Raw genomic sequence first — 21,903 nt, 5'->3', positions numbered from 1 at the left:
CCCTGCTGCGAATTACTGCGCGCCGGCGTCCGTCGCCGGCGCAGCCACCGCGGTGTCGGCCGGTTTGGCTTCTTCCGTCACCACCGCCGGCGCCGGCATCATGATGCCGTCATAGGTTTCCTGCAGCTGCTTCATGCTCATTTCCGGCTCGCCCTTCGGCTGCATCAGCACCAGGGTCGCCTCCTGAGACAGCTGCAGCTTCAGCGCCTGATTCAGCGTCTCCAGCGTCAGGCTGGCCAGGAATTCCTGGCGCAATTTCTGATACAGCTCTGGCGCGATATCCACCACCCCGCTCTGCTGCGAACGCAGGCGCTGGCTCATCAGCACGTCGGTATCGGTGCGGGCGTAGGTGGCGAATAGCTTGCTCAGCTGATCGTTTTTCTGCGCCAGCAGCGCATCGAATTCCTCTTTCGACAGACCGTTATCACGCACGTTGGCCAGCTCGCGGGCGATAAAGCCCAGGCTGCCGTTCAGATTGTTGTTCGGCGTATCCAGATGGATGGCGCACTGCCCACGCTGGTACTGCACGCGGCAGTCAAAGCCCAGATGCAGGCTCTTCTGGTCGCTTTTTTCCAGCGTCTGCTGAAGATGCCAGAACAGCGCCTCGCGGGCGAGATCGCCACGCCAGTAACGGAGCAGGCTCTGCGAATCGCGAATCGGGTGCCACGGCGAATCCCACATGATCGACAGCGTATCCTGTTTCACCTGCTCGCTGATCAGGCTCACCGGCTGCTGCGGCAGCGGCGTCAGGGTCGGCATCGGGGCCGGGGTTTCACGTTTGCCCTGCAGCGGCGAGAAGGCCTTGTTGATCTGCTCGCCCAGGCTGCGGCTGTCAACCTTGCCGACCACGAACAGCGTCATGGCGTCCGGTGTGTACCACTGCTGATAGAATTTCTTCAACTGCTCAAGGTTGACCGGCCGTTTCGCCGGCTGCGCCGGATCGTGCGCCAGCAGCGTCGAGCCTTTCAGGCGATAACGCCACCAGGCATCTTGGGTATTGGGCGGGAAAGTGCCGACCGGATTGATGCTGGAATTCATCACCGCGTGCACCGTATGCTCGTCGATCGCCAGTTTGCCGGTGGTGTCCGCCAGCCAGGCCAGCGCTTCTTTCAGCAGGTCGGGCCGGTTGTTCGGCAGGCTGAGGTTATACATGGTGAAATCATACGAGATGATCGCCGGCGGCAGCGGCCGCTCGTTATCCACGCTCTGTTGCCACAGGGCGCGCAGCTGCGGCGCGGTAAAGCTTTCGCTGCGCGCCAACGCCAGCCGCGGCAGCAGATGGGCGAAACCGGTCTGCTGCGAAGACTCCACCAGAGAGCCGGTATTGACGATCAGCCGCAGTTCCACGCGGTCGCTTGGCCGCTGCGGCGTATCGAGAATCTGCCATGAAAACCCGTTGGCCAGCGCCCCCTGCTGCCAGGCAGGATCGGGTTGTAGTGCTTCAGCCTGCACGCTGCTACTGGCTGCCGCCAGTAGCAGCCCACCAACTATAAGATGAATTCTGGTGCCCTGCATGTGAACCCCTACTTAATGACTATCCAATTTCTTATGCAAATGCGTGTATTCCATTCAATGGAATCATAAAAATACGCCCTGAGTTTCACAGTGGGGCGGAAAGCAGAAAGTGTACCATCGTGTTAGACCGCGCGCCTTTGCGGATGTCACTCATTAGAGTGAAAAATAATAGATTGCGGGGTTTTTAATGCAAAAAATCGTTACGAGGCAGGGGAAGAAGCTCACCGGCCGCGGCTGCGGCCGGTGATTTACAGCCGAAATCAGGCGGAAGGCAGCGTTTTGTCCGCGCCGGTGTTTTTGTTGTTCAGGGTGTCTTTCAGCTGTTTCTCATCCAGTTGATTACACCATTTGGCCACGACCACGGTCGCCACGCCATTGCCCACCAGGTTGGTCAGCGCGCGGGCTTCCGACATAAAGCGGTCGATGCCGAGGATCAGCGCCAGGCCGGCCAGCGGCAGGTGGCCTACGGCGGAGATGGTGGCGGCCAAAACGATAAAGCCGCTGCCGGTCACGCCCGCCGCCCCTTTGGAGGAGAGCAGCAACACCACCAGCAGGGTAATCTGATGCATGATATCCATGTGGGTGTTGGTCGCCTGAGCGATAAACACCGCGGCCATGGTCAGGTAGATAGAGGTGCCATCCAGGTTGAAGGAGTATCCGGTCGGGATCACCAGACCCACCACCGATTTCTTGCAGCCCAACTTCTCCATTTTATCCAGCATGCGCGGCAGCGCGGATTCGGACGACGAGGTTCCCAGCACGATCAGCAGCTCTTCTTTGATGTAGTTGACGAATTTGAAGATGCTGAAGCCGTTGGCGCGGGCGATGCTGCCCAACACCACCACCACGAACAGGATGCAGGTGATATAGAAGCACACGATCAGCTGGCCGAGTTGCACCAGCGTGCCGACGCCGTATTTACCGATGGTAAACGCCATGGCGCCGAAGGCCCCCAGCGGCGCCAGGCGCATGATCATGTTGATGATGCCGAAAATCACCCGCGAGAAGCTGTCGATCACGTTGTAGATCAGCTGCCCTTTGTCGCCCAGACGATGCAGGGCGAAGCCGAACAGTACCGCGAACAGCAGCACCTGAAGAATGTTGCCGCTGGCGAACGCGCCGATCACGCTGCCGGGGATGATATCCAGCAGGAACGGAATGATGCCCTGCTGCTGCGCCTGCTCGGCGTAGATCGCCACCGCTTTGGCGTCCAGCGTGCCGGGATCGACGTTCATGCCGGCGCCCGGTTGCACCAGGTTGACGATCACCAGGCCGATAATCAGCGCAATGGTGCTGACGATTTCAAAATACAGCAGCGCGATGGCGCCGGTGCGCCCCACCGCCTTCATGCTTTCCATGCCGGCGATGCCGGTCACCACGGTGCAGAAGATCACCGGCGCGATGATCATCTTGATCAGTTTGACGAAGCCATCGCCCAGAGGTTTCATCTCGGCGCCAAGGTCAGGGTAGAAATGGCCAAGCAGGATACCCAGCGTGATCGCCGTCAGCACCTGAAAATAGAGGCTCTTAAAGATCGTTGTTTTCATATGAACATCCTATGGGGGGAAGACACGCACCAGGCAGCAGTCTAAAAATCCAGCCTGTTCATCGCTTGCGCGGAAAATAACACCCACTTAACAACATGGAAATAATTTGTTGCACCCACCGTGTGGGGTTGATGTGAATTTAAGAGCTGAAACGCGTCAGTCGGGGTGCAAAGCTGAAAATTGCGTAAGCCTTTGTTTGCACTAACGCAAAAGAGGTAGATAAAGAATGGCGATTTTCGGACGAGGAAAAGTACCGGAAAGGTATCGCGACGCTCACGGCGCCGCGCGGCAAAACTCGGCTTCGAACGCTTCGCGCGGCAGCGGCCGAGCGAACAGGAATCCTTGCCCACTGCGAATGCCGTGCTGCAGCAGCCAGTCGCGCTGTTCGGCGTTTTCCACGCCTTCGGCCATCACCGGCAACGCCAGCACTTCGGAGATCGAACTGACGATGCGCACCATCGCATCGTCGCCCGGCAGCCCCTGAATGAAACTGCGGTCGATCTTAATCAAATCGATCGGCAGGGATTTCAAGCGGTTGAGGTACTCCAGGCTGGAGTAGCCCATGCCGAAGTCGTCCAGCGCGATCGACAGCCCCAGGTCGTGCAACTCGCGCAGCAGCGCCAGGGCGCGATCGAGATCGTCGATGCGTACCGTCTCGGTGATCTCCAGCAGCAGCTTGCGCGGATCGATCCGATACTGCGCCAGCAGGTTTTTCAGATGCGGGACGAACGCTTCATCCTGCATCTGAATACCGGAAACGTTAACCGCCAGCGGCAGCGCAATGCCGCGTTGCTGCCAGTCCGCCAGGATACGGCAAGACTCTTCCAGCACCCAGTTGCCGAGAGGCACGATCACGCCCAGCTCTTCCGCGAGCGGGATAACGTCGGCCGGCAGGGTATAGCTGCCGTCATACTGTTGCCAACGCAGCAGCGCTTCGGCGCCGATCACCTCGTTGGACTGCATGTCGATCTGCGGCTGCAGGAACAGCGTGAAATGCCGCTGCTCGATGCCGTGCAGGATCTCACTCTCCTGCGTCAGCCGCTTCTGCGTGCGTTCCGTCAGGCTGGGTTCGAAGAACAGGATCTGATTTTTTCCTTCGCGGTGCGCGGACATCATTGCCGAGGTGGCGCTGCGCAGCAGCTGTTCCGCGCTCTCCCCCTGATTGAGGTAGTGCGCGATGCCGATGCTGGCGTTGGGCCGCAGCGCCAGACCTTCCAGCGTCAACGGCGCATTGATCTCCGCCATGATGCGCCGCGCCAGCTGCATGGCGTGGAACGGCCGCTCAATGCCCTTGGCCAGAATGGCGAATTCGGTATTGCTCAACTGTGCCAGCACGCCGTTTTCGTCGATGCAGCCGCGCAGCTTCTTCGCCAGCGCCAGCAGCAGCGCTTCACGCATCGCCGGGCTCATCACGCCAGACGCTTCATGCAGCGTCTCGATGCCGATCACCAGCAGGTTAAAACGCTCAGGGCGCAGACTGGAGGCGATATGCTGTTCCAGCAACGCGTTCAGCAATGCAGGATTCGGCAGTTCGGTCACCGGGTGGCGGGTGCTCAGGCGGCTCATATCGGCATGCGCCTTGGCCAGCGTCTGTTGATTGCGGTTGTAATTGCGCACCAGCAGGCCGAGCTCGTCGTCCTGGTGCAGCGCCGGCAGCATCAGCTGGTGATAGGGCGCTTCGTCCTGCGAGATGTTCTCCAGCTCTTTGGCCATCGCGCGCAGCGGATGCACCATCAACCGGTTCATGCACCAGGTGATGGCCACCGACAGGATCAGCGCCAGCAGCAGGTAGGTCGACAGCATGGTCGACAAAATGCTGAGGATAAACTGGTACATGCGGAACGAATCGGCCTGCAGCACCAGATAGGCCAGCGGCTGCTGGTTGGCGGGCACCCGCTCCAGCGAATAGAGCGGCACGGAAATTTGGATAGGCAGTTCAAACAGCCGGGCGATCAGCGTCGGCACCGGCCGCTCCGGCGGGAAATTGGCGTGCAGCGCCTGAAACTCGTTCGGCAACACGATATCCGCCCGGCTGAGAATGCCGACCGGCAACAGCGTGTTCAGCACCTTTTTGGCTTCCGGCACGTCCATGCGCAGCACCGCTTCCGCCAGCGGCTGGCGCACGGAATGAGCGATATTCTCCAGTTGCTGGGCGTAGTCATCCCTGCGCTGCTGCACAAAGTGGAATAACTGGATCACGATAAAAATGCAGATCGTGACCAGCGCCACGCCGGACACTGTCGCCATCTGCTTAATCGTTAACGAACGCCTGACCCGCAAACCTGCTCTCCGTGAAATCGGGCTGAAACAAAAAGGGGGCTGACTCTCACCCGCCCCCTCGAACCGGGCTGAGTATACTCGATCATCGGCTGTTTTTATCTGGCTATGCCGCAGGCAAAACCAAGAAAATCGCGGGTTTCAGTCTTTTCCTAAAGCGGACAAACGCGACCCGGACACAGGGTAACAAAACTCCCCGGTGTCCGACACTCCGAATCTTCCCCTCCCGGCTACTTGAAGTCGGCGTATGGCGTCAGCGGCTGCGGCGGCAAATCGAGATCCCCTTGCCAGCCGGCCAGGGAATAACGCAGATAAATCAACGCGTGGCTCGGCGTATAGTCCTTCGCCTGTTGAATATCGATGCCGGCGCCGAGCGTCCAGTGCGAACTGAGACGGCGTTCGACGATCGCCCGCAGGGTATAACCGACGCCGCTCGAAGAGCTGCCGTCCTCGACGGCGAACTTATCGGGCAACGAATCCGGGATCAGCCCCTGCAGCGGATAGCGGCGCTGGCTGTCGGTTTTCGAATGGGACAGCGAAACCGAACCGCCCAGCTCCCACGACCAGTTCTCGGTGCGCTGGCGGTAGTTGACCGGTAACGACAGCGACAGATATTGCTGCGGGCTGTAATAGCCGCCCTGCCCCAGCGAATAGCCGCTCAAATCCTTCTGGTAGTGCCACAGCATGGTATTGAGCCCGACGCTCAGGCGGCGATTGTCTTCGTTGATCAGCTTGTAGTAGTAACCGGCCATCAACCGCTGCCGCTGGTTGTCCGCCACGTTCTTGCCGGTAATCTGGTGCGCGCTGAGATCGGCCCAGACGCCGTTCGCCTCGCCGCGATCGTAGCTGGCGCTCAGGCTGACGCCGGTAGCGCGCACGCCGCCCCAGGTGATGCCGGTATTCGGGTCTTTGGCGCCGCCGAACGCCAGCAGCGAGCTGGAGATCGGCCGCCGCGAGGCCGCCAGCGTCCAGCCGATGTGGTTCCAGTCGCCGCTGTAGGCCAGGCCGCCGCTCCAGTCGACCACCTCGAAGCCCATCGGCGTCGTGCCGATATCGGCGGCCCAGCGATCGTTTTTCCAACCGGCCGCCACGCTGGTGCCGGTGGTTTTCTGGTGTTCATCGCCGCGGCACCCTTGCGTGTGGCAGGTGCCGAAGGTTTCGTAGTATTTGCCGCTGCCGTCGGTCGAAAAGCGGCCGGCATCCAGCTGCACGGTGTCGGTGCGCAAGAAGGCGCGCCCGTCATACAGCGGCATGTCCACCTGCAGCATGGTATCGTGCGCGTTGAAGTCGGAAATGCCGCCGGTGCCGCTCGAGCGCCAGTAATCGTGATCGAGCGTGACGTTCACGTCTTGCTGTCGATACAGATCCGCGGCGTCGGAGCGGATGCCGCGTTTCAGCCAGTCGTCGCTCGGATTATTGCGCGTCAAATAGGTGTAGCTGTCATTATCCTGCGGCAGCGTCGGCGTGATGCCGCTGGCCACCATCGCCTGGCGGTAATCCTGCTGCGCCCGCTCAGGCTGTTGCTGAGCCCGCTCCAGCCGGGCGGCGTCACGGTAAACCAGCGCCTTGCTCTGCCCGACGGGCTCCGAAGCCGCCGCCGTTTTCAGTCGGTCGAAGATAGCTTCGGCCTGCTGCGGATCGCCGACCGCCCCCCAGGCGTTGGCGACTCGCCGCTGGCTGTTGAGCGAAGCGTCTTGTGGCTGCGGTTCGGTTTTAAGCCGTTGACGCGCCGCGTCCAGATCCCCCTGCGCCACATAGGCTTCGATCTCGCCCAGCTGCGCATCCGGGTTGTTCGGCTCACGCCGTTTCACCCGCTGATAGTCGTCCAGCGCCGCCGCATACTCCCCGCGCGCCAGTGCCCAATCGGCCAGCAGTAAATCGATGCGCGTGTCCGCCGGCTGCCGGCGCAGATAGGCTTCCGCCGCCGGTTCGTCACCGGCCGCCCGCAGCCGTTCGGCATGCTCGATTACCGCCTGCATTTTCAGCCGCTGCGCCAGCTCGCGCATGTTGTCGTTCCACTGTGCCGCAGGCAGCGTATTGAGTTGTGCCAGCGCCTGCCTGTCGCGATCGCTGCCGGAAAGATAGAGCGCATAGGCGTAGGTCAGCTGCGGATTGGCATGTTGGCGCTGCGCCAGCTGCCGGAACAGAGCGTCTGCCTGCTGCGGCTGCCCGGCCTGACGCAGCGCCTGCGCATAGCGATAGGTCAGCCAGACGTCGTCGGGATCCATCGGCTGAGCGCGGCGATAGATTTCCGCCGCCTGCCGCCACTGCTGCTGTGCCGCCAGCGTCTCCGCCTGCTGCTTCAACATATCGAGCCGCAGTCCGTCGAGGGTGCTGCGCAGCTTGGCCTGTTGGCTGCGCGGCAGGCCGTTGAGGTAGGCCAGCGCTTTTTCCGGCGACTGGCGCTGATAGATATTCACCAGGCCGCGCAGCGCGCTGCCGTTGCCGGGATCGCGTCGCAACGCCTGCTGATAAAACCCTTCCGCCGCGGCGTCATCCTTGCTCGCCACCGCCACATCGCCCAGGCCGATGAACGCGTCGCCGTCGCTGTCGTCGAGCTGACGCGCCTGCTGATATTTCTGCCGGGCCAGCGCGAGATTGCCGGCCTTCAGCGCTTTGTCGCCCTCGTCGATCGCCAGCCAGTAGCTGGTGCTTTTGATCAGGCTCTGCCACTTGCCGCTGTCGTAGCCGTTCTTGTCGGCCGCCAGCGCCTGGCGAAACAGCTTCAGCGCCTGCGGGCGGTTGCCGGCGCGCGAGTAGGCCTGGCCGAGCGCCCCCAGCACCTCGGCGTCGTTCGGCGCCGCCGCCAGCGCCTTTTGCAACTCAGGAATGGCTGCCCGGCTGCCGCCTTTATCCACCTGCGCCAGGCCGCGCACCCGCGCCTGATAGGCCGGATCGGCCAACAATTTCTGCTGTCTGGCCAGCTCTTCGCGGGCGCTGGTCGCCTGATCGCCAGTGTCGAACACGCCGAGGAAGCGGTTGAGCGCCGCCACGCTCTGCGCGCTGACCGGCATCGCTTTGACCTTGTCCAGCCACAGATCGGCGGCATCGCCGCGCCCGGCCGGATCGGCGGCGATCTTCTGCAGCAGTTCATAGGCCTGCGCGTCCTGGTTCTGACTGAACAGCATACGCGCCAGCGACATACGCAGCGCCACATTGCCTGAATATTGCTGATCCAGCGCCTGCAGCTGCTTTAACGCCTTCGCCTCCTGCCCCGGCAAACGCGCCACCAGCCGCCAGTATTCCACCGCCAGATCGAGCGTCGGCGGCTCGCCGTGAAACAGCGCATCGTACTGCGCCTTGGCTTCCGGCAACCGGCCGGCGGTCGCCATCAGGCGCGCCTGCTGCAGCTTTTGCCGGGTTTCCGGCTGGGTCAGCAGCATGTTCATTTGCGCCTGGCGATAGGCGCTGGACTGTGGCGCGAGGGTTTTCAGTTTGTCCAGCTGCTGCTGCGCCAGCGCCAGGTTGCCCTGCCGCAGCGCCAAACGCATGCGCGCGGCGATCACGTCCGGGTTGTTCGGATCCATCAGCTCGAGCCGGTACAGCGACTGGCGCACCAGATCGTCCTTGTTGCCGGCCTCGCCAATGCGCACCTGTTCCAGCAGCCACTGTTCCGGGGCCACGGCCTCCGCAGCGCGCGCCTGCGGCAGCATCGCCAGGCTCAGCGGAATCAAATTCAGCCAGTTTATTTTGAAGTTGTGCATTGGCCGTCCCACGAGGGTTGCAATTCACCCTGACGATTAAAGCGATAACGTTGTTGATCCCACCCCTGACCGAACAGCGTCAGCGAAGCGCTGAAATAGGCGTCGTCACCCGGCGGGTGCTCGCTGATGCGCTGCCGCTGCACCGCCAGCGCTTCAGCCTGCGTCGCCAGCATCGGCAGCACAGAAGCGGAGAAACCGACCGGGCCGTCTCCGGTGGTTTTGCCGCTGGCGGTATCGGTTTTCTCCGGCGGAACGCCCTGTTTGGCAGTGAACTGCGCCATCGGCTGGAAGCGTTCAAGCAGTGCCGCCTTGTGTTCATCGTCGTCCGCCAGCATGCCGGCCCACAGATAAACCCGAATGGCGTCGTAGCTGCCGACGTTCGGCTTGACGGTGTCCGGCTGCCAACCGGCACCGACACGCCACACCACCCAATCCGGTGAGAAACCGTGCGGCGCGGTGTCCAGCCACAGCCGTTGATTGACCTCGCGCATCGCGCGCCATGGGCCGTTCAGCGCCGCAAAACGCGCCAACAGCTGCGGCGGCAGGTAGCTGGGATTCAGCCGCCAGCGATCTTCCGCCACGAACCCGACTTTGCCCGGTAGCAGCATCAGGCCCAGGCCGGGAATGTCGGCCACTTCCTCGCGGCCGATGCGTTGCAGCAGCAGCGTCCCCAGGGTTTGATAACGCCGGCTTTTCCACAGGCGGCCGGCTTCGAGCAGGTTGTAGGCGATCCACAGATCGGCGTCCGACGCCGAGTTGGCGTCCAGCACCTTCCACTGCTTATCGTCGCTCTCGCCCCACAGCCAGGCGGGCAAACGGGCGCTGAGATCGCCCGCCGCCAGATTGTTCTCCGTCCAGGTCAACAGCTGGTCGAAGGTCGGCCGGTCATTGGCCACCAGGGCGAAGAACAGGCCGTAACTCTGGCCCTCAGAGGTGGTGATTTTGTTCGGGCTGCTCGGGTCGATCACCCGCCCCTGCGGGCTGATGTAGAACTGCTTGTACTGTTGCCAGCCCGGCCACTCGCAGGCCGCCGCCGCGCTGAAAGCGCACAGCAGCAGCATGCCGAGCGACAGGCGTTGCAGCATCGCGTTCACCGCCGTCAATCCCGATCTTCAGGCGCCAGACGCCGCCGGCTGAAGGCCTTCAGGCCGCGCCACAGCATCAGCCCCAGGATCACCACCAGCACCACCGCGAGCACCGCCAGCAGGACCGGATGGGTGGAGAGGGCATACCACAGCCGCTCCCACCAAGGCAGGTGGCCGACATAGTAAACATCGCCGACGCGCAGGCTGTTGACCCCCGATTCGCGGATCACCGCCACCGAGCCGAACACCGCGGCGCGCTTGCCGCTGTCCAGCAGGGCATTGTTCAGCAACTCATAGCCGCGCGGGCTGTCCGCCAGCAGCGCCACGATGCTGCGCTGATCGTTGAACGGCGATTGCACGCCGATGATCGCCGACATTGCGCCCTCGGAGCTGACGGTGGTTTTGCTGTCCGGCTTGGCGTCCTCCGCCAGCAATTCCGCGCTCGGCAACGGCGGTTGGCGCGTCGGCTGCTTCACCCAGCTTTGAGTGGCGTCCACCAGCAGGCTGATTTTCTTGTCGTCGCGCAGCGCCGGCGGAATGGTGCCGATCATCAGGATATCGTCGTCACGATCCTTGGCCTGCGACCAGTCGTCGCTCAGCGTAAAGGCCAGCGCCGGGTAGCCGGTTTGCGCGCCGATCACGCCGAGCGCGTTCAGCAGCGCGCTGACCTGCGCCGGCTGCGGTTTCTGGTTCACCAACACCAGCGTTTGCGACAGATCCGCCAGGCGGCTGAACGGGAAGCCGGCGTTGGCGAAGGCGCGCAAATCCGGCATCGCCATAAAGTGGCGATAGCCGGAGAAATCGATGGTGGACGCGCCGTCGATCACCGCGTGGTTTTGCGTGAAGGAGTAGGTTTCGCAGCGCCCTTCCGCGCCGCTGGCCAGCAGCGTGGTGTAGTCAAAGTCAAAGCGCAGCTGGTTGGTGGCGCCCAGCCGCAACGCCGGGATGCTGACGTTCCTGTCGGAGTCGAGCAGCCCCTGCGTCAGCGGCAGTCGCAGCAGCTGCGCGCCCTGCTCGTGTTCCGGCACCAGCGAGTAAGCCTGCACGAACTGGTTGTTCAGGCTGACGCTCAGCCGCGAACCGTCCTGAATGCGCGGCGCGGTATAACGGTATTTCAGGTGCATGTCGATGCCGGTGCTGCGGATCAGGAACAGATCCGGCGGCAGGTTCATGGTCAGCGAAATCGGGCCGGGTTCGATGCCGCTGGTTTGCAGCTGTTCGGCATATTGCTGCAGCTCGGCGAAGGTCATCGGCCGATCGGTGCGCACCCAGTTCGGCGCGTCGTAAGGCTGGCGCGCCGCGAGCTGTTCCACCTTGTCCACCGTCACGTTCTGGCCGCGGAACAGAATGTTACCCTGCGCGATACCCTTCACCGCGGTGATCAAATCGTTGTCGTCACGCCCCTGAATCAACAGCAGTTTGACGTACGGATTGTCGGGGTGGCTGATCATCTCCACCGTCGGGCCGTTGACCGCCGGATAATCGCGCAGGAAATCCGGGCGCTGCGAGTTGGTGGCGAACACCACCGCGTGCTGCGCCGGCAGCGCATTGTACAGCGTCGGGAAGGATTGCCCGCGCCACTGCGCCTTGCTGCCGAACCAGGAGGCCAGAATGCCCGCCGCGCGCTGCTGGGCGAGATCAGGCTGGCCGGCGAATACCATCGGCAGCGTCAGCGGCCGATTGTCGCGGCTGTCGAAGAACGGCTCAGGGAAGTGCGACAGCTCGTTTTTCACCGGCAGCGTCTGGAAACGCAGCTTCAGCGCGCTGGATTGGCTGACGTCGAGCCACAGCGAAGTGCTGGCCGGGTTTTCGCAGATGTTCTGATAATGGCCGACGAACACCAGCCGGACGCGGTTAAAATCGGTGATATAGCGCGGATCGATCGCCATCTGGATGCGATTGGGCTTGCCCAACTGCTCCTTGGAGATCGTGGTTACGCCCATCAGCTCGTCGTTCAGGTAGATCTTGACGTGCGACTCGACCGGGATCAGCGCCGGCGACGGCGTAAATTCCAGGTCGAGCATCGCCTGCGAGACCACCTCATCGCTGCGCACGCCGAATTCGATCTGCCCGTCCGGCCGGGTGCCGCGCAGAACAAAGGTGCCCGGCGGCGGCGCTATCTGCGCGAACGGCAGCGACACGTCGCGCACCGGCGCATTCGGATCCTGCGGCGCGGTCGCCGTATCGGCCGCCGCGGCGATCGGCGGCTGGGCCGCCACGGTCGGCGCGGTGGCGGTTTCGGCCTGCGACAGGGTGCTGATGCCTAAGGCCAGAGCAGTTAACCAGGTTATTTTTCTCGTCATCGTATCATCATCAATGTTGGAGCCTGTTCACCGGGCGAGTGAGCGGGCGGTTGAACTCGCAGCTAACCCACGGTTTCTTGTTGACCCAAGGTCGGATCCCTGCCGACGCCGCGCGGAATAAACGACACTACCCAGGCGGTCAGCGAAGTGACCCCGACCAGCAGGCCGCGCACCAGCGGCGGCGCGTAGTCCGCCATGCGCACATAGCCGCGGAAGCCCAACGCCAGCACGTCGCGCAGGCTTTCGATCGGCCGGTCTTCAGGGAACCCGTCCTGCCACAGCGCCCAGGTATCGGCGCGGGCGAAGGTGCACTGAATGAAATCGATGTGTTCACGGGTGGAGAGACTGACCAGACGCACCCCCACCTTGTTGCCGAAGGCGCGCGTCACCACACAGGGGAAGCTGTACTCCTGCTGGCCGCGCTTGAGCAACAGCGAGGCCTTGTCGCCGTCTTTCAACGCGTTTTCCACTCGCATCTCAATGCCCACGCCGCCGTCGGAGTAATCGCGCAGCGTGCAGGGGTAGAGGTGGCCATCGGCACGCGCGATCGCCGCCGGCATGGCGATCTCCACGCGGTGCGCCTGGCGCACCTGCTTGGCCTCCACCGCCACCGCCACCGCGCCGCCGAGAATGGTCATGTTGTACAGCACCCACACCAGGCTGATGATCACCGTCATCACCTCGTCCGTCGGGCCATAGGCCAGCCGCCAGGCGCCGAACGCCAGCCCAGCCAGGTTAAGCACCACCAGGAACATGTAAGGCCGGGTGATCACCCAGTCTACGTGCTCCTCTTCCACCAGGCCGCCTTTGGCGGTGACGTTGAATTTGCCCTTGTGCGGATTAAACAGCGCTACCGTCGTCGGCCGCGCGATATACCAGGCCAGCACCGTTTCATAGATCTCGCTCCAGAACGAATGGCGGTATTTCCCCTGGATGCGCGAGTTGGTCAGGCTGGCGTGGATCATGTGCGGCAGCACATAAAGCGCGATCGCCAGCGCCGGCGCGAAGATGATGTAGGCATGCAGCAGTAAAAACGCCAACGGCGCGGTGAGGAAGATCAGCCGCGGAATGCCCGACAGGAAGTGCAGCATGGCGTTGGCGTAGCACAGGCGCTGCGCCAGTTTCAGCCCCTTGCCCAGCAGCGGGTTGTCGAGCCGGAAGATCTGCACCATGCCGCGCGCCCAGCGAATGCGCTGGCCGATGTGCGCCGACAGGCTTTCGGTCGCCAGCCCGGCGGCCTGCGGAATGCGGATATAGGCCGAGGTGTGCCCGCGCCGGTGCAAACGCAGCGAGGTATGGGCGTCTTCGGTGACGGTTTCCACCGCGATGCCGCCGATTTCGTCCAGCGCGCTGCGGCGCAGAATGGCGCAAGAACCGCAGAAGAAGGTGGCGTCCCACATGTCGTTGCCGTCCTGCACCAGCCCGTAGAACAAAGTGCCTTCGTTGGGCGTCTGGCGGAAGCGGCCGAGGTTGCGTTCGAACGGATCCGGCGAGAAGAAGTGGTGCGGGGTCTGCAGCATCGCCAGCTTTTTGTCTTTGAAGAACCAGCCCATGGTCAGCTGCAGGAAGGAGCGCGTCGGCACGTGGTCGCAGTCGAAAATCGCCACGAACTCGCCGGTGGCCTGCTTCAGCGCATTGTTGATGTTGCCGGCCTTGGCGTGTTCGTGGGTCGGCCTGGCGATGTATTTCACCCCCACTTCGGCGGCGAACGCCCGGAATTCGGGGCGATTGCCGTCGTCGAGGATATAGATGTTCACTTTCTCTTTCGGCCAGTCGATGCCCAACGCCGCATAGAGGGTGGGCTTCACCACCCCGAGGTCTTCGTTGTAGGTTGGCACCATCAGATCGATGGTCGGCCAGGTGGCGCTGTCTTCGGGCAACGGCACCGGCTGGCGGTTAAGCGGCCAGATGGTCTGGAAATAGCCCAGCACCAGCACCACCCAGGCGTAGGTTTCCGCCACCAGCAGCAACAGGCCGCACACCAGGCTGAGCGGATCGTCCCAGTTCAGCGTGGCGGTATAACGCCACCACAGGTAACGACAGGACACGGTCAGCGACAGCACGATCAGCATCAGCGCAGGCAAACGCCCCGGCACCCGGCGCACCACCATCGCGATCCCCCACAGCAGCACGACGAACACGAACTGCGCCGACAGATCGAACGGCTGCGAAATGCACAGTATGGCGAGGATCGCCGCCAGCACGCCGACCAGAATAAACAGCGCGCGTCGCATGCCGCGGTTCATGCGGCCGAGGCGCTCTACCGAACGCTGTTCCACGCCGGCGTTTTTCAGCCGTTGCGGCAGGCTCTGCAGCCAATCGGCGTAGCGCTGCTGCAGCCGCCGCCACCCGGCGAAATAGTCGCGCGGCACCGGCGCGCGACCGCTGCGAAACAGCAGCAGCCACAGGCCCTGCAGCAGATAGCGCAGCGCATCCGCCGGGCGCGGGCGTTCGGCGGACAGATGCGGGAACCAGTAAGCGCGGCCGACGCGCACGCGCTGCCAGGCCGGTGACTCGAAGCGCAGCAGCATCCACCCCAGCGCCACCAGCAGCGTGGCGAAAAAGGCGGTCAGCGCCGACGCGCCGTTGCGGCGATAGCCGCGGTAGCGCGCCTGCACCGCCTGACGCACCGGCGGTACCAGCAGCAGGCTCAGTACCCGGCTCATGGGGCAACGCCCCGTTTGAGGTTGATCAGGCACCAGTTGGCCAGCGTCAGCACTTCATCCGCCGCCAGGCTCTCGGGGCGATACTCGCCCAACGGCTGTTTGACCGCCAGCGCTTCCGCCAACGCTTCGTCGCGGTGGATCACCACCGGCAGCAGGCCGCTCAGGGTTTGCAGCCACAGCTGATGCAGATCCTGCTGCAGCTGGCTGGCGGAGGAGTAGTGATTGACCAGGAAACGGCAGTCATTCGGCAGCGTCTGTTGATGGAGCCGCACCTGACAGTTGGCGTCGGGGTTCAACAGCACGAACACGCTGTCGGCAAGCTGCAGCGCCTGCTGCGCGAGCACGCCGTCCCCGACCGGGACATCCAGCAGGATCCAGCGCTGCGGATCGCCGGCGATCAGTTGGCGCAGATTGTCTCGCCAACGCTCGGGCTGCTGCTGACATTGACGTTGTACTTCCAGCCGTTCCGCCCCATTCAGGCGGCCAAAAGGCAGAAAGTCGAGGTTTTCACAATAACGCAGCGCGCCTTCCTGCCAAACGCCGCCATCCCGCTCCGCGCGGGCCCAGCCGCGCGCCAGCTCGAACGGGGTGTTGAAATGCAAGCGCAGCAGATTATCCGGCGTGAAGTCGATCGCCAGCACCGACTCGCCCAGCTGCTGCAACGCCCAGGCGAGCGCCGCCGTGACCGAGGTCGTCCCCATTCCACCCCGCAACCCTTGCAGCGCGAGCACCGGCATAGATCAGTGGCTCCCCGTGGTCTGCGCCAATTCGGCCAACAGTGGCCAGCGCGTCATCATTTGCGTTAACCGCTCCTGCCGCGAAATATCGACATAGCGTAATTTCGGCAATGAAAAAGCCTGGCTGAGCGCCTGCAGGTCATCCTGGCTCTCCCCAGGCGCCGCTGCACGAAAATGGGTGGGTGCGTTATTCATTCTTCCGCCTTGGCGAAAATAGGCTATGTTAATTAACTATAGCAACGATACAAAAAGAGAGAGGCAATAAGATGATTCTCAACAAATATTGTTGAAGAGCGTCGGAGATTTGTTATTGCCAGCGTAAAAATGGCTATCTTTAAATATAAACGCCTTTAGTCGGCTTTCAACGAAAGTAGAACACATCCTATGGCGCACTCTTTTTCTCTAGGCATTCGGCAGATTTGGGAAGAGCTGTCGGTGATGCAGGCCCCCGGGCTTTATTGGATCAATATCGACAGGCAAAGCGACGCCGCGCTGCTGTGTCGCCAGGTCATCGCCGCTCAACCGGCCACTCACAAAGTCGCCCTGATCTGCAGCGGCGACAAACCCGAGCGCCTGCTGGCCGAACTGGCTGCGCCCGCGTTGCAGAAGCTGCCGCTGTATCAATTACCGGAGAAAAAAGCCGCGCTGACACAGTTGAACGACGATCTGATGCGCGCCCTGCGGCCGCAAAATCGCTTACTTATCCTGCTGGCCCACGCCAGCCTGTGGCAAACCTTCACCACCGAAGAGCTGCGCGAGTGGACGCGCACCCTCGCCGCCTGGCTGCGGCGGCAGGGCTGTACGCTGTTGATCCTTAGCCACGGCGGCGGCATCAATAAGCTCAAAGGGCAGCTCAGCGCACAGCACCGCATCCTGAACGGCCTGTCCAGCCTGCAATGGCAGCAGGACAGCGCGCAATACCTGGTGAACTGGTGGAGCACCGAAAACGGCATCAACGCCAACCAGCTGCTGACCTTGTATGCGGCGGAAGGCGGCTGGCAGGGCGAGGATGAAAATAGCCAACCCTCCCCCACCGCCTTACGCAGCGACGAAAGCCTGTATCTGGCCGAGCGCAGCATCCTGGAAGGCGCGCCGCCGCTGTCCGCCAACTGGCAACTGCTGGAGAGCAACGACGAACTGGCGCAGCACGGCATGCTGAGACTCTCGGCGACGTTGATTTTCGCGTTGTATCAAAGCGACCAAATCGATCATCTGGCGCACCAGATCCACACCCTGCGCCGCAGCCGCGGCAACGGCCTGAAAATTGCGGTGCGCGAGATGAGCGCCAGCCTGCGCTACAGCGACGAACGGCTGCTGCTGGCCTGCGGCGCCAACCTGATCGTGCCGCACGTCGCGCCGCTGTCGCGTTTTCTGACCATGCTCGAGGGCATCCAGGGGCAGCGCTTCTCACGGCATGTGCCCGCCGACATCGATGCGCTGTTGGCCGGGCTGCGTCCGCTGCAGCTCAAAGGCTACATGCGGCCGGAAGCGTTCAGCCAGGCGGTGCTTTCGCTGATGGCCAACACCTTGCTGCCCGAGGACGGCAAAGGCGTGATGGTGGCGTTGCGCCCGGCCACCGGCCTGCGCGCCGAACAGGCGATGACCCTGTGCCACCTGCGGCGGTTCGGCGACGTGATGACCGTGGTGCAGGGGCGGCTGGTGCTGTTCCTTTCCACCTGCCGCATCAACGATCTGGATACCGCGCTGAAGTTCATCTTCCGCCTGCCGGTGGATGAAGCCTTCAGCAACCGGGTGGTGTGGCACCAGGATGTCGATATCATTTCGGAAATAAAACGCATGGCCCAGGGGCGCTGGCAGATTTCGGCCACCGGCGCCGCCGGTGCCGCGCCGCGCCCCCGCGTGGCGGCAGCCGAGGTGCCCGCGGAACGGCGGCAGCCGGTCGCCTTCACGCTGCCGCTTGGCCCGCAGGAGGAACCGCATGCTGAACCTTAACGACATCGTGCAACTGATCCTGCTGTGCGCGCTTATCTTCATTCCGCTGGGCTACGCCTTTCACCGGCGTTTTCCGCATTTGCGTCAATACTGGCAAAACCTGTTGTTATCGCCGCGCTATTTGAAATCCGCCGGTTTATGGGTGCGCACAGGCTCCTCATCTCAGATTAAACGTAAGAAGCAGCCATGAATCCAAACTCGAAGACGCAATCCGATAACGCTCTGTGGCGCTACTGGCGCGGGCTGGGCGGCTGGAACCTCTACTTTCTGGCCAAATTCGCCCTGCTGTGGTTCGGCTACCTGAATTTCCACGCGCTACCGAACCTGGTGTTCATGGCGTTTCTGCTGATGCCGATCCCTTCGCAACGCCTGCATCGCTGGCGCCATTACCTCGCTATCCCGATCGGCATCGCGCTGTTCTACCACGACACCTGGCTGCCGGGCATCAACAGCATCCTCAGCCAGGGCTCGCAGCTGGCCGGTTTCAGCGCCCAGTATCTGCTGGAGCTGATCAACCGCTTTATCAACTGGCAGATGATCGGCGCGGCCTTCGTGCTGTTTATCGCCTACCTGTTCGTCGCACAGTGGGTGCGCGTCACGGTGTTCACCGTGGCGGCGCTGGTGTGGCTCAATATCGTCAACATCGCCGGGCCGGCGGTTTCACTGCTGCCCGCCACTTCCACGGCTGCCGCCGGCGGCGCCAATACCCCGGCCACATCAGCGCCGGCGGCGGGGGACGCTGCGCCGGCAGACAGCCTGCCGCCGACCAGCGCCAACCTGACGGCCTACCTGAACCAGTTCTACGAGCGGGAAAAAGGCCGCGCCACCGCGTTCCCGGCCACCTTGCCCGCCGACGCCCAACCGTTCGATCTGCTGGTGATCAACATCTGTTCGCTGGCCTGGGCCGATATGGAGGCGGTCAACCTGCAGAATCATCCGCTGTGGTCGAAGATGGACATCATGTTCGACAGCTTCAACTCGGCCACCGCCTACAGCGGCCCGGCCTCGATACGGTTGCTGCGCGCCAGCTGCGGCCAGCTTTCGCATCATGATTTGTACCAGCCGGTGAACCAGCAGTGTTACCTGTTCGACAACCTGGCGAAGCTCGGCTTCAAGCAACAGCTGATGCTCGATCACTCCGGTGTGTTCGGCAACTACCTGAAAGAGCTGCGTGAACAGGGCGACATGCAGGCGCCGTTAATGTCGCAGGCCGGCATCGGCAACGAGCTGACGTCGTTCGACGGTGAGCCGATTTATAACGATCTGGAATTGCTGACCCGCTGGCTGGATCAGCAGCAAAAAGCCGGAGACGCCCGCACCGCCACCTTCTTCAACGTCATCCCGCTGCACGACGGCAACCGCTTCGTCGGCTCCAACAAGAGCGCCGACTATCAGCCGCGCGCGCAGAAGCTGTTCGATCAGCTGAACACCTTCCTCGATCAGCTGGAAAAATCCGGCCGCAAAGTGGTGGTGGTGATCGTGCCGGAGCACGGCGCGGCGTTGGTGGGCGACAAGATGCAAATGTCCGGCCTGCGCGATATTCCCAGCCCGAACATCACCCATACGCCGGTCGGCATCAAACTGGTGGGCATGAAGGCGCCGCATCAGGGCAGCCCGCTGCAGATCAAAACGCCGAGCAGCTATCTGGCGCTGTCGGAGCTGGTATCACGTCTGGTGGACGGCAAGGTCTTCAGCGAATCCAGCGTCGACTGGCAGGCGCTGACCCAGGGGCTGCCGCAGACCCCGGTCATCTCCGAAAACGACAACGCCATCGTGATGCAATATCAGGGGAAACCTTACATTCGCCTGAACGGCGGCGACTGGGTGCCTTATCCGCAATAAGCGCGGCCTCATCAACCTAAAGCGCGCCGACGGCGCGTTTTTTTGGGCTTTTATAATAAAAATGGTGAAGCCGATAGGCCGATATAATGTTATTAACAACAACCCGTTGAATTCCATAATTCGATTATTATTCTCATGCGAAGATTCTTAGAAAAATAACTCTTATCAGAATTTAATTAGGGAGGTAATTAAAATGGCGGACTGTGGTAGTTTTCTACTTATTAACCCTTTGATTGAGTAATAAAAAACGCCGGCGTGATGCCGGCGTGAATTTAAGCGATGACGTTCGACGCTTTACGCCCCCGGATGTTCGTCCTGATCGACCGCAAAGCAGGCCACCATCTGCTCACCGTACTGTTTTAGCTGCGGCTGCAGCTGCACGCAGGTGCCGAAAGCGCGGCGGCAGCGGGCATTGAACGCACAGCCCGGCGGCGGATTCATCGGGCTGGGCAGTTCGCCGGTCAGCTTGATGCGCTCGCGGCGCATATCCGGGTTCAACCGTGGCGTCGCCGACAGCAGCGCCTGGGTGTACGGATGGCGCGGGTTGTGGAAGATCGCCTCTTTGCTGCCCTTTTCCACGCAGCGGCCGAGGTACATCACCATCACCTCGTCGGCGATGTGTTCCACCACCGACAGATCGTGCGAGATGAACACATAGGACAGCCCCAGCTCCTGCTGCAGATCCATCATCAGATTCAGCACCTGCGCGCGCACCGACACGTCCAATGCCGACACCGGTTCATCGGCGATCACCACGTCCGGATTCAACATCAGCCCGCGGGCGATAGCGATACGCTGGCGCTGGCCGCCGGAGAACATGTGCGGGTAGCGGTCATAATGCTCGGTCTTCAGGCCGACCTTCGCCATCATCTCCAGCGCTTTTTCCCGCCGTTCGGCGGCGCTGAGCGACGTGTTGATCAACAACGGCTCCTCGAGGATCTGCCCGACCTTCTTGCGCGGGTTGAGCGATCCGTAAGGATTCTGGAACACGATTTGGATCTTCTGGCGCCGCAGTTTCTCGGCCGAGACGTCCGGCTTCAGCAGATCCTGCCCCTGGTAATACAGCTCGCCGCCGGTCGGCACTTCAATCATCGTCAGCAGGCGGCCGAGCGTTGATTTGCCGCAGCCCGACTCACCGACCACCGCCAGCGTTTTGCCGCGCTCCAGGGTGAAGGACACGCCGTCGAGCGCCTTGACCAGCCGCTCCGGCGCGAACAGGCCCTTTTTTACCGGGTAATGCTTCTTCAGGTCAATCGCCTGCAGTAAAGGTTGATTCTGGCTCATACGGTCGGCCTCCCCGCATCATCCAGCGGTGTGTGACATTTAACCTGACGGCCGGGAATGCTGCGCAGTTCCGGCTCCTCGTTACGGCAGCGTTCGTTGGCGTACGGACAACGCGGGTTGAGCAGGCAACCGGTCGGGCGATCGTATTTGCCCGGCACCACGCCCGGCAGCGAAGCCAGCCGCGCCTTGTCGGCGGCGAACTCCGGCAGCGCGCGCAGCAGCGCCTGGGTGTACGGGTGGCGCGGCGCGCGGAAAATCTCCGCCGCCTTGCCGGATTCCACCACCTGGCCGGCGTACATCACGATGATGTGATGCGCCGCTTCCGCCACCAGCGCCAGATCGTGAGTGATCAGCAACAGCGCCATGTTTTCGCGCTGTTGCAGATCCAGCAGCAGTTCGATGATCTGCGCCTGGATAGTCACATCGAGCGCGGTCGTCGGCTCGTCGGCGATCAGCAGCTTCGGCCGACAGGCGATGGCCATGGCGATCATCACGCGCTGGCTCATGCCGCCGGAAAGCTGGTGCGGGTATACGTCCAGCCGCGAAGCCGGATCGGGAATGCCCACCTGCGTCAGCAGGTCGATAGCGCGCTGACGGCGGGTGCGGCGGTTGCCGCCCTGATGCACCTTCAGCGCCTCCATGATCTGGTAACCGACGGTATAGCACGGGTTCAGGCTGGTCATCGGATCCTGGAAGATCATCGCCACTTCGGAGCCCACCAGCTGGCGGCGCTCTTTTTCGGAGATCTTGCGCAGATCCTGGCCGTTGAACTCCAGCTTGTCGGCCATCACCTTGCCGGGGAAATCGATCAGGCCCATGATCGCCAGCGAGCTGACGGATTTTCCGGAGCCGGATTCACCGACGATGCCGACCACCTGACCTTGCTCCACGCTGTAACTGATGCGGTCTACCGCGCGGAACGGGGTGCCTTCGTCACCGAAGTGCACCGAAAGCTTGTCTACATTCAATAACGCCATCTCTCTCGTCCTC

14 protein-coding genes are annotated in these 21,903 nt (G+C 62.4%); 3 read left to right on the top strand and 11 right to left on the bottom strand.

Annotation, left to right across the window (positions count from 1 at the left end; genetic code table 11):
- Nucleotides 1-12: 12 nt before the first annotated feature.
- The 9 genes from AC2CGQ_RS21895 to bcsR all read right to left on the bottom strand — a co-directional run bounded on the left by AC2CGQ_RS21895 (nucleotide 13) and on the right by bcsR (nucleotide 16,029).
- Nucleotides 13-1,515: a M16 family metallopeptidase gene (locus tag AC2CGQ_RS21895; RefSeq protein WP_031300297.1), complete on the bottom strand. Its 1,503-nt coding sequence runs from the start codon at nucleotides 1,513-1,515 to the stop codon at nucleotides 13-15.
- 260 nt (nucleotides 1,516-1,775) lie between these two features.
- Nucleotides 1,776-3,062 carry a dicarboxylate/amino acid:cation symporter gene (locus AC2CGQ_RS21890; protein WP_015376246.1) on the bottom strand — a complete coding sequence of 429 codons (1,287 nt, stop codon included), beginning with the start codon at nucleotides 3,060-3,062 and terminating at the stop codon, nucleotides 1,776-1,778.
- Nucleotides 3,063-3,335: 273 nt separating this feature from the next.
- Nucleotides 3,336-5,342: a biofilm formation regulator HmsP gene (gene hmsP, locus AC2CGQ_RS21885; protein ID WP_015376245.1), complete on the bottom strand. Its 2,007-nt coding sequence runs from the start codon at nucleotides 5,340-5,342 to the stop codon at nucleotides 3,336-3,338.
- Between the two features lie 227 nt (nucleotides 5,343-5,569).
- Nucleotides 5,570-9,043, bottom strand: coding sequence for a cellulose synthase complex outer membrane protein BcsC (gene bcsC / locus AC2CGQ_RS21880; RefSeq protein ID WP_484593884.1), 3,474 nt, complete (start codon nucleotides 9,041-9,043; stop codon nucleotides 5,570-5,572).
- Nucleotides 9,025-10,137 (bottom strand): cellulose synthase complex periplasmic endoglucanase BcsZ, encoded by a 1,113-nt coding sequence (bcsZ, locus tag AC2CGQ_RS21875; RefSeq protein ID WP_080062489.1) that lies wholly within the window; start codon nucleotides 10,135-10,137, stop codon nucleotides 9,025-9,027. Before bcsZ ends, bcsC begins: the two co-directional genes overlap by 19 nt.
- Before the next feature lie 5 nt (nucleotides 10,138-10,142).
- Nucleotides 10,143-12,431 carry a cellulose biosynthesis cyclic di-GMP-binding regulatory protein BcsB gene (gene bcsB, locus AC2CGQ_RS21870; RefSeq protein WP_484593883.1) on the bottom strand — a complete coding sequence of 763 codons (2,289 nt, stop codon included), beginning with the start codon at nucleotides 12,429-12,431 and terminating at the stop codon, nucleotides 10,143-10,145.
- 62 nt (nucleotides 12,432-12,493) lie between these two features.
- A complete protein-coding gene (bcsA, locus tag AC2CGQ_RS21865) occupies nucleotides 12,494-15,097 on the bottom strand; it encodes a UDP-forming cellulose synthase catalytic subunit (RefSeq protein ID WP_004934153.1) in 2,604 nt (867 codons plus the stop codon).
- Nucleotides 15,094-15,834: a cellulose biosynthesis protein BcsQ gene (gene bcsQ, locus AC2CGQ_RS21860; protein ID WP_031300299.1), complete on the bottom strand. Its 741-nt coding sequence runs from the start codon at nucleotides 15,832-15,834 to the stop codon at nucleotides 15,094-15,096. Before bcsQ ends, bcsA begins: the two co-directional genes overlap by 4 nt.
- A gap of 3 nt (nucleotides 15,835-15,837) precedes the next feature.
- On the bottom strand, nucleotides 15,838-16,029 hold the full coding sequence (gene bcsR, locus AC2CGQ_RS21855; RefSeq protein ID WP_004934148.1) for a cellulose biosynthesis protein BcsR: 192 nt from the start codon (nucleotides 16,027-16,029) through the stop codon (nucleotides 15,838-15,840).
- A 189-nt stretch (nucleotides 16,030-16,218) separates the two neighbouring features.
- On the opposite strand from bcsR, the gene bcsE reads away from it, so the two are divergent.
- Genes bcsE through bcsG form a run of 3 tightly spaced genes read left to right on the top strand, consistent with a single transcriptional unit; the run spans nucleotide 16,219 to nucleotide 19,629 of the window.
- Complete coding sequence (gene bcsE, locus AC2CGQ_RS21850) at nucleotides 16,219-17,787, top strand: cellulose biosynthesis protein BcsE (protein WP_044030238.1); 1,569 nt, start codon at nucleotides 16,219-16,221, stop codon at nucleotides 17,785-17,787.
- Nucleotides 17,774-17,977, top strand: coding sequence for a cellulose biosynthesis protein BcsF (gene bcsF / locus AC2CGQ_RS21845; protein ID WP_004934139.1), 204 nt, complete (start codon nucleotides 17,774-17,776; stop codon nucleotides 17,975-17,977). The genes bcsE and bcsF overlap by 14 nt, the downstream gene beginning before the upstream one ends.
- Nucleotides 17,974-19,629: a cellulose biosynthesis protein BcsG gene (gene bcsG / locus AC2CGQ_RS21840; RefSeq protein WP_021504109.1), complete on the top strand. Its 1,656-nt coding sequence runs from the start codon at nucleotides 17,974-17,976 to the stop codon at nucleotides 19,627-19,629. The genes bcsF and bcsG overlap by 4 nt, the downstream gene beginning before the upstream one ends.
- A 294-nt stretch (nucleotides 19,630-19,923) precedes the next feature.
- On the opposite strand, the gene dppF is transcribed toward bcsG, so the two are convergent.
- Nucleotides 19,924-20,913 (bottom strand): dipeptide ABC transporter ATP-binding subunit DppF, encoded by a 990-nt coding sequence (dppF, locus tag AC2CGQ_RS21835; RefSeq protein ID WP_484593882.1) that lies wholly within the window; start codon nucleotides 20,911-20,913, stop codon nucleotides 19,924-19,926.
- Nucleotides 20,910-21,890: a dipeptide ABC transporter ATP-binding protein gene (dppD, locus tag AC2CGQ_RS21830; RefSeq protein ID WP_004934132.1), complete on the bottom strand. Its 981-nt coding sequence runs from the start codon at nucleotides 21,888-21,890 to the stop codon at nucleotides 20,910-20,912. Before dppD ends, dppF begins: the two co-directional genes overlap by 4 nt.
- Nucleotides 21,891-21,903 lie beyond the last annotated feature (13 nt).

The organism is Serratia sp. DFXYC6 (assembly GCF_057196085.1).
The sequence above is the reverse complement of the archived record's forward strand: the minus strand, read 5'-3'. Positions and strand labels throughout refer to the sequence as shown.

What these genes read in the sequence shown, in the direction of transcription:
- AC2CGQ_RS21895 (WP_031300297.1), bottom strand. Translation starts at nt 1,515, where the DNA reads ATGCAGGGCACCAGAATTCATCTTATAGTTGGTGGGCTGCTACTGGCG.
- dppD (WP_004934132.1), bottom strand. Translation starts at nt 21,890, where the DNA reads ATGGCGTTATTGAATGTAGACAAGCTTTCGGTGCACTTCGGTGACGAA.
- bcsR (WP_004934148.1), bottom strand. Translation starts at nt 16,029, where the DNA reads ATGAATAACGCACCCACCCATTTTCGTGCAGCGGCGCCTGGGGAGAGC.
- bcsG (WP_021504109.1), top strand. Translation starts at nt 17,974, where the DNA reads ATGAATCCAAACTCGAAGACGCAATCCGATAACGCTCTGTGGCGCTAC.
- bcsF (WP_004934139.1), top strand. Translation starts at nt 17,774, where the DNA reads ATGCTGAACCTTAACGACATCGTGCAACTGATCCTGCTGTGCGCGCTT.
- dppF (WP_484593882.1), bottom strand. Translation starts at nt 20,913, where the DNA reads ATGAGCCAGAATCAACCTTTACTGCAGGCGATTGACCTGAAGAAGCAT.
- bcsC (WP_484593884.1), bottom strand. Translation starts at nt 9,043, where the DNA reads ATGCACAACTTCAAAATAAACTGGCTGAATTTGATTCCGCTGAGCCTG.
- bcsQ (WP_031300299.1), bottom strand. Translation starts at nt 15,834, where the DNA reads ATGCCGGTGCTCGCGCTGCAAGGGTTGCGGGGTGGAATGGGGACGACC.
- bcsA (WP_004934153.1), bottom strand. Translation starts at nt 15,097, where the DNA reads ATGAGCCGGGTACTGAGCCTGCTGCTGGTACCGCCGGTGCGTCAGGCG.
- bcsB (WP_484593883.1), bottom strand. Translation starts at nt 12,431, where the DNA reads ATGACGAGAAAAATAACCTGGTTAACTGCTCTGGCCTTAGGCATCAGC.
- bcsE (WP_044030238.1), top strand. Translation starts at nt 16,219, where the DNA reads ATGGCGCACTCTTTTTCTCTAGGCATTCGGCAGATTTGGGAAGAGCTG.
- AC2CGQ_RS21890 (WP_015376246.1), bottom strand. Translation starts at nt 3,062, where the DNA reads ATGAAAACAACGATCTTTAAGAGCCTCTATTTTCAGGTGCTGACGGCG.